This is a genomic window from Halobacillus sp. AWM4_238, from assembly GCF_056158265.1.
The window spans coordinates 3,469,173-3,483,464 of record NZ_JBSWSY010000002.1 but is presented as its reverse complement, the minus strand read 5'-3'; the positions used below and the strand labels follow the sequence as shown (position 1 = coordinate 3,483,464).

12 protein-coding genes are annotated in these 14,292 nt (G+C 44.2%); 2 read left to right on the top strand and 10 right to left on the bottom strand.

Annotated elements, in window-relative coordinates; translation table 11 throughout:
* Nucleotides 1-30: 30 nt before the first annotated feature.
* Nucleotides 31-966 carry an ornithine cyclodeaminase family protein gene (locus ACXACN_RS17405; RefSeq protein ID WP_474966108.1) on the top strand — a complete coding sequence of 312 codons (936 nt, stop codon included), beginning with the start codon at nt 31-33 and terminating at the stop codon, nt 964-966.
* Between the two features lie 336 nt (nt 967-1,302).
* On the opposite strand, the gene ACXACN_RS17400 is transcribed toward ACXACN_RS17405, so the two are convergent.
* Entirely contained in the window at nt 1,303-1,680 is a 378-nt protein-coding gene (locus ACXACN_RS17400; protein ID WP_474966106.1) for a MerR family transcriptional regulator, read from the bottom strand.
* A 186-nt stretch (nt 1,681-1,866) separates the two neighbouring features.
* Here ACXACN_RS17400 and ACXACN_RS17395 point away from each other — a divergent pair, with 186 nt between their 5' ends.
* Entirely contained in the window at nt 1,867-2,721 is an 855-nt protein-coding gene (locus ACXACN_RS17395) for an SDR family oxidoreductase (protein ID WP_474966104.1), read from the top strand.
* Nucleotides 2,722-2,936: 215 nt separating this feature from the next.
* Here the strand turns inward: ACXACN_RS17395 and ACXACN_RS17390 are convergent, their stop codons facing one another.
* The 9 genes from ACXACN_RS17390 to ACXACN_RS17350 all read right to left on the bottom strand — a co-directional run bounded on the left by ACXACN_RS17390 (nt 2,937) and on the right by ACXACN_RS17350 (nt 13,863).
* Nucleotides 2,937-3,326: a YbaN family protein gene (locus tag ACXACN_RS17390; protein WP_474966903.1), complete on the bottom strand. Its 390-nt coding sequence runs from the start codon at nt 3,324-3,326 to the stop codon at nt 2,937-2,939.
* Nucleotides 3,327-3,390: 64 nt separating this feature from the next.
* On the bottom strand, nt 3,391-3,885 hold the full coding sequence (locus ACXACN_RS17385) for a flavodoxin domain-containing protein (protein ID WP_474966102.1): 495 nt from the start codon (nt 3,883-3,885) through the stop codon (nt 3,391-3,393).
* 11 nt (nt 3,886-3,896) lie between these two features.
* A complete protein-coding gene (cydC, locus tag ACXACN_RS17380) occupies nt 3,897-5,630 on the bottom strand; it encodes a thiol reductant ABC exporter subunit CydC (RefSeq protein ID WP_474966100.1) in 1,734 nt (577 codons plus the stop codon).
* Nucleotides 5,623-7,347 carry a thiol reductant ABC exporter subunit CydD gene (cydD, locus tag ACXACN_RS17375; protein ID WP_474966098.1) on the bottom strand — a complete coding sequence of 575 codons (1,725 nt, stop codon included), beginning with the start codon at nt 7,345-7,347 and terminating at the stop codon, nt 5,623-5,625. Before cydD ends, cydC begins: the two co-directional genes overlap by 8 nt.
* Complete coding sequence (gene cydB / locus ACXACN_RS17370; protein ID WP_474966097.1) at nt 7,347-8,357, bottom strand: cytochrome d ubiquinol oxidase subunit II; 1,011 nt, start codon at nt 8,355-8,357, stop codon at nt 7,347-7,349. Before cydB ends, cydD begins: the two co-directional genes overlap by 1 nt.
* Nucleotides 8,348-9,754 carry a cytochrome ubiquinol oxidase subunit I gene (locus ACXACN_RS17365; RefSeq protein ID WP_474966095.1) on the bottom strand — a complete coding sequence of 469 codons (1,407 nt, stop codon included), beginning with the start codon at nt 9,752-9,754 and terminating at the stop codon, nt 8,348-8,350. The genes cydB and ACXACN_RS17365 overlap by 10 nt, the downstream gene beginning before the upstream one ends.
* Before the next feature lie 403 nt (nt 9,755-10,157).
* Nucleotides 10,158-11,204: a bifunctional transcriptional activator/DNA repair enzyme AdaA gene (locus ACXACN_RS17360; RefSeq protein WP_474966094.1), complete on the bottom strand. Its 1,047-nt coding sequence runs from the start codon at nt 11,202-11,204 to the stop codon at nt 10,158-10,160.
* A 284-nt stretch (nt 11,205-11,488) separates the two neighbouring features.
* A complete protein-coding gene (locus ACXACN_RS17355; protein WP_474966093.1) occupies nt 11,489-12,637 on the bottom strand; it encodes an MFS transporter in 1,149 nt (382 codons plus the stop codon).
* A gap of 308 nt (nt 12,638-12,945) precedes the next feature.
* Complete coding sequence (locus tag ACXACN_RS17350) at nt 12,946-13,863, bottom strand: endonuclease I family protein (RefSeq protein WP_474966091.1); 918 nt, start codon at nt 13,861-13,863, stop codon at nt 12,946-12,948.
* Nucleotides 13,864-14,292: the final 429 nt, after the last annotated feature.

Genomic DNA, 14,292 nt, shown 5'->3' with positions numbered 1-14,292 from the left:
TTTTTAATACATCATAAAGGAGGGGTTGTCATGCAAGTTATTCCAAAAGAAATCATCACCAATAATTTTTCCATGAAAGAAACCATGGACAGTATTGAATCTTTTTACACCACAAAAGAAAGCGAATTCATATCCCCCGAACGTATGCACATTGAGGATGGGGAAAATACGGCTTTGCTTATGCCAGCGTTTTATGGAGATTATTACGCAACCAAACTTGTAGGTGTTGCTCCTGAAAACACAAGGACCGGGAAGGATACAATCCACGGTTTGATGATCTTGAATGACCGGAAAACGATGGAACCTCTTTTCATGTGCGATGCCATTGCCATCACGGCCTTGCGTACCGGTGCGTTGGGAGGACTTGGGATGAAATACCTAGCTAAAGAAGACGCTGAAAATCTAGGGATCATCGGCACCGGGACACAAGGATGGAGTCATTTGGAGTCGGCCCTTGCTGCTAGAGCTATTAAGAACGTACATATTTTTAATCGGACAGAAGAGAAAGCTCATCAGTTCAAAGCTAAAGCAGAGAACCAATTTCCTGAAATCACTTTTACGGTTTCCTCTGTAGAAGAATTAGTGAAACAATCAGACATCATCGTAACGACCACGACCTCTTCCACCCCTGTCTTACCTGAACTACATGATTCGGATTGGAAAGGCAAACTCATTGTAGGGGTCGGCTCATTTCGTCCTTCCATGCAGGAAATCTCAGATCAAGTGTTGAGAATGGCGGATGAAGTATTTGTAGATGCAACATCCGCTTTGCATGAATCCGGAGATATGATCCAAGCCGGGAAAATACGGTCAGATTTAGAAGACTCCTGGGATCTGGAAAAAATGATCACCCAACGTAATCCAGTCCAAGATTTAGAAGAAAAAACGATTATTTATAAGTCTGTTGGTGCTGCAATTTTTGACTTAGTCGTCGTCCAATCGATCTATGAAAAGCTTTATAAATAAGAAAGGAGACAAATAGGTGAGTAAATGTACGAATGGAGATTATTAGAAATGGCCTTAGCGTAAGTATTGCTCAGGCCTTTTTTTGATTCCGATTAGGGGGAGATTCGTGAGAGTCATACTTGCACAATTAAGGAAAAATGGATGCTTAACTCCAGAGAGTTAAAGGTGATCATACCTTCATTCAGACCCACCGTACGTTTGGATAGGGGACGGTATTTTTTTCTTATTGGATTCCCACATACCCTTAGCTACGCTTTCAAAATCAAACGCATGATCCACGTAAAAGGGTTCATCCTGAAATTCTTATAAGCGAGGGAGGTTATCCGGCAGAAGAAATTAATGATTACAGCTATCAGATTTTCTTACATATTCGTCATACAACTTTAGTTTTTCATTAATTCTTTCCAGATAATTAGCTTGAGCTTTCAAATTATCTTCTACTTTAGCTTTATGATTCTCTAACAACCACTTCCTTGATTGGACGGTCTCTTCTCCCCCTTCATATAACTTTACATATTCTTTTATTTCCCTGATTGGCATATCTGTAGATCTTAAAGCTTTTATAAAATATATAGATTTCAAACTCACATCATTGTAGACCCTTAATCCATTTTCATCCCTCTCAATAGGTGGAAGAATATTTTCTTTTTCATAATATCGTAGTGTTGGTGCTGATAACCCTGTTTTTTGAGTCACTTGCTTCATGGTATACATGTCATCCGACCTCTCTAAAAATTATTGATCTATTCCCCTTGCGTTAAAGTGCACTTTAACCTTTATAGTCTAAATTATCAACCCTCAAGGAAAGAAAAAATATGGCATTGGAGGTTCGATCTTCTTTCAATTTAGAGGGGACTTACTCTTAACTTTAACAAATAACAAAAAAAAGGATGGTAAATGATGAAAAGTAATATTGCTGTAGTTACCGGAACTTCAACAGGACTTGGTTTAGGATTGAGTGAAGCTTTAGCCAAAGCTGGTTGGAAAGTATACGCGACTATGAGAAACCTTGAAAAAGGAGCCCCTATCAAAAACTTACAAAATTCAGGTCTGAATATTGAGTTGCTTCAACTAGATGTTCAATCACAGGATTCTATCGATCATGCCATACAGACGATTATCGATAAAGAGGGCAAAATCGATCTTTTCATTAATAACGCTGGTGTAGGATATATCAAAACGACAGAGCAATCCACAGAGGAAGAGTATAAAAACGTGTTTGATATCAATACATTCGGCCAAATCCGCTGCACCAAAGCTGTCCTTCCCTACATGAGAGAAAAGCAGCAGGGAAGAATTATATCGATCTCTTCAGTCGGGGGATTGATCGGCCAGCCATTGAATGAAATTTACTGCGCTTCAAAGTTTGCGATCGAAGGTTATTATGAAAGTCTTGCCACATATGTGACCCCTTATTTCGGAGTCGAGTTTATGATTGTAGAACCGGGTGGTATTTCTTCTGAATTTGCGAATACCGTTCTCTCTGATATCGAGAAGGCTGGAGGATTTCCGAACGATGATTTTGAACAAGTATTGAATGATTACTTGGGACAAAGAACAGATCGGGAAGAAGGTGTTTATCAAACACCTGAAGAAATCGCTGATGAAATCCTGGGACAATTAAAGGCAGAGCAACTCCCACTTAGAATGAGGACCTCACAGTGGGCTTCGAATTTCACAAAGTATAAAACGGAAGCAGACCCGACAGGATTACTACAAACCAATTTTGTCGTATCCCAAATGTTAGGTAAGTAAAGAGTTTAACAAAGAGATAAGGACTCCAGATTCTTTCCAAATTCAATTAGCTGCCTCAAAGGGTATCGATTTGAAAGTGCCAGCCCCACTGTATCATTGCCGGGGCTGGCACTTTCATAAATTGTGGGAGTAACGAACAAAAAGAGAAAGCCTACTCGCACAAGCCCGCAGGTTCAGCGTCCCTTCTTCACCTAAAAAAGAGACATAACCAGTGGTTACATCTCTCCTTCGCTAGGTTTATACGTTTTTGTTAAATAAATCACGACTGTGAAAAAGCACGCTCCGAAGATGAATCCAGCTTTCAACAAAAGGTTCGACGCGATGTAAAAGGCTGAAAACAAGAACGAGGACCAAATCATGATCAGCACTGAAATTTTCGCTTTGACCGGAATGCCTCGGCCTGCTTTATAATTTCGGATATAGGATCCAAACCATTTATTCGTCATCAACCAGTTATATAATCGATCAGAACTGCGCACGTAACAGGCTGCCGTCAACAGTAGGAAGGGAGTCGTCGGCACCAGTGGTAAAACAATGCCCAGCACCCCAAGTCCGAGCGATATACTCCCGATGACAATCAAGAACATTCGCAAAAAAGAATTCATAGATGATCCACCCAACATTCCACTTCTTTCTATTCCCATCTCCCTCCTCCTTTTCTAGTTTTCTTCACTGACAAATTTTCATTTTATTGTTCAATGTCTCAGCAAAGTTCTCGATTCCTGATAGAGACAACCTGGAGGCATTCCGGGAGATGCCATTTGCTTCGAGGATGACTTTTTCCAAAGCACTCATCTGATCCAAATGAAGCTCATAACCGAAGACCTCTTTTGCAGAAGCATACGCATAAAGCTGTGGAGAAAACGCCTCTTCCAGCTCACGCTGCAGGGTGAAGATATCTTCTGCCGCAGCAAGAATGAACAGACCCAATTGTTTTTCCATCAGCGTGTTCATATGACAAGAAGCATAGGAGGTGAGCTCCATGGAAAGCTGCCCATTATAAATCGGTCCCCCGAGGATGATTCGGTCATATTCATGGATCTCCACGTCCCAGGCTTCTCCGACTTTGATCGTCTCTATCTCCCCTTCCAATTGATTCGCCAACAACTGAACAGCTTTCTCCGTGCTCCCATGTTTCGTTGCATACACAATCAATGTTTTCATTCTTCTTCCTCCTAACTAATCGCCTGTTTTGATGTTCGTTCAAACGGATGATCCAACTCATAAAGGTGTGTATAGCGTTCACTCTGATAAAGCAGTCTCTCGTGCGGCCCTTCCAACACAAGCCGGCCTTTTTCTAAAAACAACACACGGTCCGTCTTATGCACTAACGCCAAATGGTGTGTAATCCATAGCACCGTCTTTCCTTCCAGCACATGAAAAATGGTCGTGATCAATTCGCGCTCTGTGACAGGGTCCAAACCGATCGTCGGCTCATCCAATAGGACAACCGGAGCATCCTGCAGCAGAATACGTGCGAGTGCAATTCTTTGGCGTTGGCCTCCGGAGAAACGCGCCCCTGTCTCCTGCAAGTTGGTGTCATAGCCTTCCGGAAGACTCATAATGTAGTCGTGCAGCTGGACTTGTTGAGCCGCCCACTCGACTTCTTCATCGCTCGCCTCCAAACAACCAAGACGAATATTATTGCGAATCGTCGTATCGAAAATGTGCGGCTGCTGATTTAAAACGGCAATGCTCTCTGACATATTCGCAATCTCGTGGGCAGGTATTCCATTCAACGTGACAGATCCTTGCGCTGGCTTCAATCCACCTTGAATCAATTTTAGTAACGTCGATTTACCTGACCCACTCGGGCCGAGCAGAGCGATTTTTTCGCCTGGCTGGATGGAAAAGGAGAGATCCTGTATCGTTTGTTTTGTTTCGTACTGATAGGACAAATGCTCAACCTTAAGAACAATCGACTCCGCGCCGTCCAATTCTCTCCTGCGTGTATGGTGTTGTTTTTCATCAGACAACGCGCTCAAACGACGCAAGGAATCTTGATAAGACGGCAGCTCACCGATGGAATCCGATAAGGGCAGAAACGTCTCAGTTAACGGAAATAGTACGAGAACAAACGCTGCAATCAACGTATAGGAAAAGTTCCCCTCCGACGTCATCCCTGCGGTCCAGCCGAGCATCGAAACGACCATCAAAAGGATAACAAGCTGTGCCATCGTATTCCTCCAGCGGGTAAAGCGCTGATGCTGACGGTCAAGTTTCTGAATGGCCGCTTCTTCTTTTTCATAGGTTTCCACGAATTCTGATTGTCGACCGCTGAACTGCCAATCTGCCATCCCCATCACTGCATCCGTCAGTGTTTCATACAACTGATGGCGCCCACCTTTCATTTTCACACGTTTCATTTTGGAGACAAGCAGGCTGATGAAAGGAAATAGAAAGACGAGCACTCCTGCATAAACCGCCATCAAGAGCGCGAATGGAACAGAATAAAATCCTAACGCAATTATGCTTATCAAATACAGGGATAATCCTACAAGCGCGGGAAACACGGTTTTCAAATAAATGTCCTGCAGACGTTCGACGTCGTCTGCCAAAATTCCGAGCATATCACCGATTTTCATTTTAAAATTTGCAGACAGGACGTTCGGTTCAACGGATTCGTACACCTGCAGGCGCATGCGCGCAAGGATTCGAAGAACGACATCATGACCGACCAGCCGCTCCAAGTAGCGCAAGACAGCCCGGCCGATCCCGAACGTTCGGACGGCCACAATCGGCACATACACCATCAACAGGTTCTCCGGTCTTGTCGCAGCTTTGGAAATCAAGTAGCCGGACATAAACATAAGGAAGGCGGCTGAAAAAACCGTCAGAACCCCCAGCCCGACCGCTACAACCAAAAGTCTTCGATTTTCTTTCATATACGGGATGATCCAACTATGCATATTCGCCCCTCCTCTGAGACTGCACCATGTGATAGTAGTGGCCTTTCTTGTTCATCAACTGATCATGCGTACCTGCTTCTGCAATCCTTCCATCTTTTATAAAATATATATAGTCCATGTCGAGCATCCAATGGAGACGGTGTGTGGCAAGAAAGACCAGCTTTCCCCGAAACAGATCATTCATTTTACCTTTAATGTGATACTCTGTTTCAACATCCAGATGAGCTGTCGGCTCATCGAGCAGGAGAACCGGACGCTGTACGAGAAATGCTCGGGCCAATGCGACTCGCTGGGCTTCTCCTCCGCTCAGACGCCGCCCTCCTTCTCCAATCCGCTCATCCAGTCCTTTCGGAAGTTCTCGAAGCAGATCGAACAGTCCCGCCCGTGCGGCCGCCCACTGCGCTTCTTCTTTCGTCGCTTCAGGACGATAGAAGATGATATTCTCATAAAGACTGCCTTCCACTAGATGGGGATGCTGTGGAATGTAGCTCACCTGCTTCTGCCAATCGTCCCGCTGCAAGTGTGTGTACGTTTCTCCGTCGATGTCAGCAAAGCCCTTTGAAGCTTGTAAAAAGCCGCCGATGTAGTCGATCAGCGTGGATTTACCGGCTCCACTCTCCCCGACAATGCCAATTTTTTGGAACCCTTTTACGTTTAACTGGACATTCTCTAAAGCATGCGCCTCCCCTTCCTCGTACTGAAGGCTCACCCGTTCCAGACGTAAGCAGCTGTCCGCTCTCCATGCCTCAACAGGACGTTTTGCTTCCGCTTCAAAGGCCGGCATCTCAGCAATCTCTCGAAGTTTTTTCCCAGCTTCCTGACCATTCAATGTGGCATGATAGTCTGAACCGATGCTTCGAATCGGTAAAAAGTATTCCGGAGCCAGGATTAAAATCGCTAGCGCCGGCTGCAGCATCATGTCTCCTTCAACAAGCCGCAAGCCAAGGAATACCGCAACGGTTGCCACACTCAACATCGTAAAGAAGTCCATCGCGAAAGAAGAGAGAAACGCCATTTTCAACGTCCCAATCGTTGACGTCCGGTACCGTTCGCTCACACCTTCGATCTGTTTGGAATGAGACCGGCTCAACCCGAGATATTTAAGAGTTTCCAATCCCCTGAGAGTATCCACGAAGTGATTGGACAGCACACGGTACATGCCCCACTGTCGATCCGCTTTTTTCTGGGCAGCCCACCCGAGAAGAATCATAAACATAACAAGTATTGGAACCGCGGCAATGATAATGAGAGCGGATGTAAGGTCCTGAGACAGCACATACACGGCCACCAGCGCTGGTATGACAATCATGTCCGCCATTTTTGGTAAAAACAGCAGCAGATACTGCTTGAACTGGGTCACCCCTTCGATGATGAGCGTCACGATGTTGCCAGTACCGATTTTTTTCGAAACACGCGGACCAATCTGGAACAATTTCTTCAGCACACGCCTGCGCAGACCCGCTCCGATTTTTTCAGAATACCGGTAAGCCGCACGCTGCTTGACGTGATGCAGGGCGTGCCTGAGTAAGAAGAAACATCCGAAGCCAGCCATTTCCATGTACACTTCATCGAGCGGTCTTCCTTGGAACAAATGGGTGACCACCTCGGCAAGCAGCACGGCCTGCGCGACGATGGCCACAGCTTGAATCACTGTAAAGCCAATTAAAAAGCTGAGAATTTGTTTGATGCCATCGTATGTGAGGAGGTCTCTGCCCATTAGTACACCATATCCTTTCCGTCTACCCGCTTACGAAAGACGTAGTAGCTCCATATTTGATAACCAAGAACAAAAGGTAAAAGCGTGACCGCTACGATCGTCATGACTTTTAACGAATAATCGCCTGATGCCGCATTGTAGACGGTCAAGTCGAAAGCACTCCCCATAGAGCTGACCATGACGCGTGGAAACAGGGCTGAGAAGATGGTTGCCACGGTCAGCATGATGCCAAGACCACTCATCACAAAGCTCAATCCCTCGCGTTTACGGTTCAATGCTAGAACAGCGACCACGTAACTGATGACCACTAACCCAAGCATCGGTACCGTCACTACCGGGCGGTACGTAAGCAAATCGGTTTCCATATAGGACATACCGACAAAAATAATTAACATCACAAGGACCATATAAATGAGGCGCTGGGCCAGATGACGGGCACGAACGCGAAGGTCTCCGACAGTACGGAGCGTCAGGAAGACAAGGCCGTGCAGGAAGCAGAGCAGTGTAACCGTTACCCCACCTGTAACCGTGTACAGATTGACATAGTCTGTGAATCCAGCTCGTAGTGTCATCGTACCGTCGATCGGCATGCCGCGTAATAAACTCGTAAACAGAACGCCGAACAAGAAAGGCGGCAGAAGGCTTCCGAACAAAATCACCCAGTCCCACGTACGCGTCCATTTCAGCGACTCTACCTTGCCTCTGAATTCAAAGGCAACACCACGCCCGATTAACGCGAGCAAAACAAAAACGAATGGAATATAGTATCCGCTGAACATCGTGGCGTACCAATGCGGGAAGGCTGCGAAAATCGCACCGCCACCTGTGAGCAACCACACTTCATTCGCGTCCCAAAAAGGACCGATCGTATTGATCATCATCCGGCGCTCTAAGTCATTACGGCCAAGAAAACGTGACGCCATTCCGACGCCAAAGTCAAACCCTTCCAAGAAGAAAAACCCGACGAACAAAACCGCAACGAGTAAAAACCAAAGTTCGCTCAACTCCATGATTGATACGCCTCCCTTTCAAACGGATCCACCGATTCATGACGCTCTTCCTCTCCCTCATGATGCTCCGTTCCTTTCTTGATTTCTCTTACAAATAAGTACACAAGCACGATCGCCAGTGCTGTATAAGCAAGCGTAAATGCGATAAACGAGAATAATAGAGATCCGACGGACACGTTTGGTGACACGGAAGCGGATGTCGTCATCAACCCGAATACCGTCCAAGGCTGCCGCCCAATCTCCGTCATGATCCAGCCCGCAGTATTAGCGATGAACGGGAAGGAGATCAACGCCACCATGAATTTCAGGAAGTATCGCTTTTCCATCAATTGCTCTCTGAAGCTGTACCAAAGCGCCGCACTCGCTGCGAGTATCATGATCAGCCCGGCACCGGTCATAATGCGGAAGCTCCAAAACGTCGTTTTCACTGGTGGTATGTAGTTGCCTTCGCCATATTTCTCTTCATATTCTTCCTGCAGCGTCAGCATCCCTGGTACACTACCTGAGAATTCTTCGTAGGTGAGATAACTGAGTGCATAAGGAATCGTCATTTCAAACGTGTTCTTCTGATTGTCTGTATCAATCTGAGCAAACAAGTTCCATCCGGCTGGATCCCCACTGTCTTCCCAAAGTGCTTCACTTGCCGCCATTTTCATCGGTTGCGATTCCATCAAGTGTTGCGCCTGTTCATGACCGCTGAACGCAATCCCGATTCCGGCAATGATTGCGATCACCATCGCCATATGGAAGGAACGTCTGAAAAACTCAATTTCCTGCTTGCGAAGCAGCTTGTACGCGCTTACTCCGCCAATGAAAAAGGCTCCTGTTGCCAACGCACCGAAAATCACATGCGGGAATTCTACTAATAATTGTGGATTTTTCAACAACGCGAAGAAATCGTTCATCTCCGCACGACCGTTGTTCATCACAAATCCGACAGGCTCCTGCATGAAAGAGTTCGCTGCCAAAATCCATAAAGCAGACAGCACGGTGCCTAAAGACACCAACCAAATACAGAGCAGGTGAACTTTTTTGCTCAAACGGTCCCACCCGAAGATCCAAAGTCCAATAAACGTTGATTCCATAAAGAAAGCCAACAAGGCTTCAATCGCAAGCGGTGCCCCGAACACGTCCCCTACGAATCTGGAATACTCTGACCAGTTCATCCCAAACTGGAATTCTTGAATAATACCGGTCACCACACCAACCGCAAAGTTAATAAGAAATAAGTGCCCCCAAAACTTGGCCATCCGTTTGTAGATTTCCTGCCCCTTCACAACATAGAACGTCTCCATCAGTGCCACCATAAACACAAGGCCAATCGAAAGTGGCACGAACAAGAAGTGAAAAATCGTCGTTGCCCCAAACTGCAGCCTCGCTAACATCAACTCTGTCATTCTTCTCCCCCCTAAACTTTTCCTTTGTTCAACTTTTCACATTCATCTATACTTCTACTTTATTCCTTTTTTAAGTAGAATGGCGCAGGATAATTTGTCCACTCTGTGTCGAAATTGTTTCCGATCTGTGACCTTTTATAATGATGATTAATAACAGAGAAGAACGAAGCGATTACCCCAATATTATTGTTGATAAATGACGAGAAATGGCGATAAATGAAAAGGAACAAAACCCCATTATTAGAGTGATCGAGGCAAACACAGAGCATACAACATACAAAAAAGATGACGAGCCATTGCTCGTCATCTTTTCAAGAGGTTAGGTAATCTGGTATAACTCCTCCACTCCCACCGTCACAAATGCATTCACCAATTCTTTTGCTATTCTATTCCATTCATTAGGTTATTTTCCTTTGCTCTCTATATCGATAAGCCTTTTCTTTCTTGCCAATCCTCCACCATATCCACCTAATGTACCGTCGCTACGAATCACCCGATGACAAGGAACCACGAGCGCAATCTGATTGGCTCCGTTTGCTCGTGCAACCGCACGTGTAGCCGTGGGCTTTCCAATTTCGTAAGCAATTTCAGAGTAAGTACGGGTATCTCCAAAAGGAATCTCTTTCAACTTCTCCCATACCATTTTTTGAAAAGGGGTTCCTATCCATTTTATTGGTGTTTTAAATTCGGTTAATTCTCCATTGAAATATCGTTTCAACTCTCGTTCTATAGATTGGATGGGTTCGGTCTTCCCTGGTATGATTGCTGCCTTGGTTTTATTCCTGAGAATCTCAACCTCTCTTTCCAGACCACGGCGATCCACAAATTCGAGAAGATAAAGGCAGGTTTCATCTGCAATTGCAATCATTGGCCCCATTCTTGTATCTAACCAAGATGCTTTGAGTATGCGATTCTCTTGAATGGACGAAGGGGGATCTCCCATAATTCGAGAAAAAGCATCCCTAAATCCACTGCTGGATTCATAACCTGTATGCAGCTGTGCATCAATCACAGCCTTACCTGATCTAATTTCTTTCATAGCAAGTCCCATTCTTCTTGCCCGCGCATACTGCACAAACGTCATACCGAAACGTTTTTTAAAATGACGCCGGGCCGTTGATTCGTCGACAGACAGCTCGCGGAAATCTTTTTCCCGCCATTTTTTCTCCGGGTTTTCCTCCACCGCCTGCACAAGTTTTTGAACAAGTTCAGAGACTTGATGGGGGTGAGATAGAGGAGTGCATCGCTTACAAGGACGAAACGAGGCTAGAAGCGCTTCTTGAGGAGTAAAGAAAAATTCACAGTTCTCAAACTTAGGTTTTCTTGCGGGGCATGTAGGCCGGCAAAACACTCCAGTACTCTTAACTCCTACAAAGAAAGATCCTTCATATTCAGTGTTTCTCTCAAGTAATGCTTGATAGAATTCCTTTTTCTTACGATCCGTTATCATCTGAACACCCCTTTACTACTTTTCAAAGGTAGGCTACTTCTTTATTATAGAAAAAATAAGTTTTTTTGCAGCCGATAATCAGGCATTGATTTTATTCTTACCTTTCTTTTTCTCCTATTCGCAATTCCTCCTCAAGTGAAACATCCTGAAGGTAACCCATCTCATGAACACTTTTGCGAACCGGGAAGTAGGTGAAATGGACAGGAACAGATAAAAAAAGTTCCGCTCTCAAGAATATCGAGAACAGAACTTTTTTTCATGATACCGGCACATTGATTTCTTTATTAAAATTCATTCCGCAACACCGGCAAAGCAAACAATTTCAATAAGCCGATGATCCCTAACAACAGAAAAATCAAACTGTAAGTGGAATAAGCCAAAATCCAACCAAACACCGCCGGTCCGAGAATGGCTCCAATATTCAATACGATAATACAGATGCTGAACCCTTGGGCTGGGAACTTCGGAAAGACTTTCGAACTCCAAATCGGCAGATACGCGGCGTATAACATGAAGGAGATTCCAAACGTCAATCCTGAGAAGCATACAAGCAGCCATCCTTGAGATAAGTAAAGGACGGACATGCTGAGGGAATAAAGAACAATCGTCACTGTAAAACTCCACCTCATCCCCCATCTACTTATAAGTTCTCCACCTAACAATCCGGCAAGACCTCCTACACCTGTGATCAAGAAGAAAATCGCATTGGAATTGGCGATTGAAAAATTATCCTGCACAAAGTCCGCCGAATACGTCCAATAAGTAGACTCTGTGAAGCCAAACAAGAAAGACGCGGCATAGAACGGCTTCGTATATTTCGTGAACAACGGTTGAAGATCCGCAATCCTGATCCGCTTCACACTTGAATTCTCTTTTTGATACGGTACCGTCTTATACGCCCACCAATAAATGAGGTATCCCGCGACAGCACCACCACCCCAAATCAACCTCCAATTTCCGTCCAGAAACAAATAGATGATAGAGATTAAAATCAAGCCTACCGTCGAACCCGTACTGATAATGGCAAGCGTCCGCTTCTGAATGTTTTCAGGCAGGTGCTCGTGAACACTTTGGGAAAAAGAAGACCATGTCAGACCAGGGCTGAATCCTGCAAGCAAACAGGCGGCCGCAAAAACAATCCAGCTCCCCGTAAGAGAGGCAATCAACAAACCCGTCGAAGCGGTCATAATTCCTGCCATAATGACATGCCGTGACCCGAACCTTGCCACAAATAGGACAACGATTAACGCCCCGGCTAAAAAGGTGACAAACGTAAGACTGGAAATGACCCCTAACATGGAAGTAGAAAGACCGAATGCTTTCTTGAATTCACTGAACAACAACCCGTATCCGTACCGAAACCACCCGAAAATAATCATTAATGCCAACAAACCGATGATTGATATTGTTGGTATTTCCGCTCTTTTTGCCATAAAACCACCCTGTCATTTCTTAGTTGTTTTTCTGGAGTAGTTTTTCCCCATCTTGTTTATGGTTAAAACTTAAAAGTAAGGATTTGATTTTAACAGATGGGAATATCTTTCATTTTATTATGTCACTCTCACTGAAAATAAGAGCGGTTGTAAGTAAACGTGGGGTGAAAATATCCATTGAGAATGGATGAATGAATAGATGAAATAAAAAAAGTTGGTCTCTCTTTTCTCGAGAGTCCAACTTTGATTTGAATAAGGTAGGCCATGACATAATCATGACAGGCATGGAACGATATACAGAATGATTGTTATATTTGTTTATTACTGAATAACTCACCCATCTCCACAGGATAATCAATAAACGGGTTACGATTTCCCTGAAGCTCAAAAATCGCCTGATTCCTGTGAAGCTCATAGACTTCCGGCGGTTCATTCCTATGCCACTCTAGCATAAGATCTACATTTACTTTTTCTCTATGATTCGTTTCCATACTATCCGGATATCTCAGCAAAAAATAAAGCATTGCACGAGCCACCGTGCCTTTTGCGTATTCCGGTTCAAATAAATTGTCCTCTGCTTTCCCGCATTGATCTTCGATCCGAAGAACCCCAGCTTCTTGTTCAGCTGGATAATCATGAAAGTCATGATAAGGATAATTACTTCTAATTGAATTACAAAGAGGTTCACACGTAAATAAATGATGCAGGTCCCCCCGCATAGGCTCTCGTGCGTCATACCAGGATTGAGGAACGGCATGTTCACAATTGTATTTAAAAGCGGTCACTGCCTCTGCCATTACTTTCATCAGATTCTCCCCCTCTTTGTTTGCTCTTATCTTTTGTTCACGCTTTTTGGAAGCAGTATAATCTTCCCGTATGACATCCTCCGGCTCTCTTATCTCTCCTGAATAGATGCTCTGCAGCCTGCCATCTGGTCGCAGGTCTACCCAAGGGTAAACATATGAGCTCGGGTCATAGGACAAATAGTTGTTATGTGTCGACTGGATTAATTCCATAACCTTTTCTATTGCCGTTCTGTTGGCAGAATCCGAAAAATCAACAGACGCATAATAATCTTGTTTCGTTTGATTGTTTTTACTTTCATCAAAGTACACCTGTTGATCCTTATCAATCGCTGTTTTATTTTTCTTCGCTTGTTGGATGATTTCTTTTACTTTTTCATGATCCGTAGATACGGGAATCGCATTACTGATCATTTTATCCATATTGATCCCTCCTAATAATCTATATGACTGTAAAGCTTTCTATAATCTATTCATTCCACTCATTCGTTTCATTCCCCTTTTATAGAAGTTAATATATTTGATATAAGATACAGAAAAGTTCACAGGGTTATTGGAATTTTAGATACATTATTTAGAGAGGGCATTATAATTATGAAATAAAAATGACTACTCCAAATTCGCTAAAACAATGTGGTGTTAAAGCGTAATAAACACAAAAAAAGATGACGAGCAAAGGCTCGCCATCTTTTTTAGGATAGGGGATGATGTAATTACATCATGCCGCCCATTCACTCAGCTATTTAATAGGACAATAATAAGACCTACAAAACCTAATTATACTATGGTTTCCATAGCAAAGTTAATTTATAAAATATAATAACTTTAAATACTTTATGAACTGTATCCAGT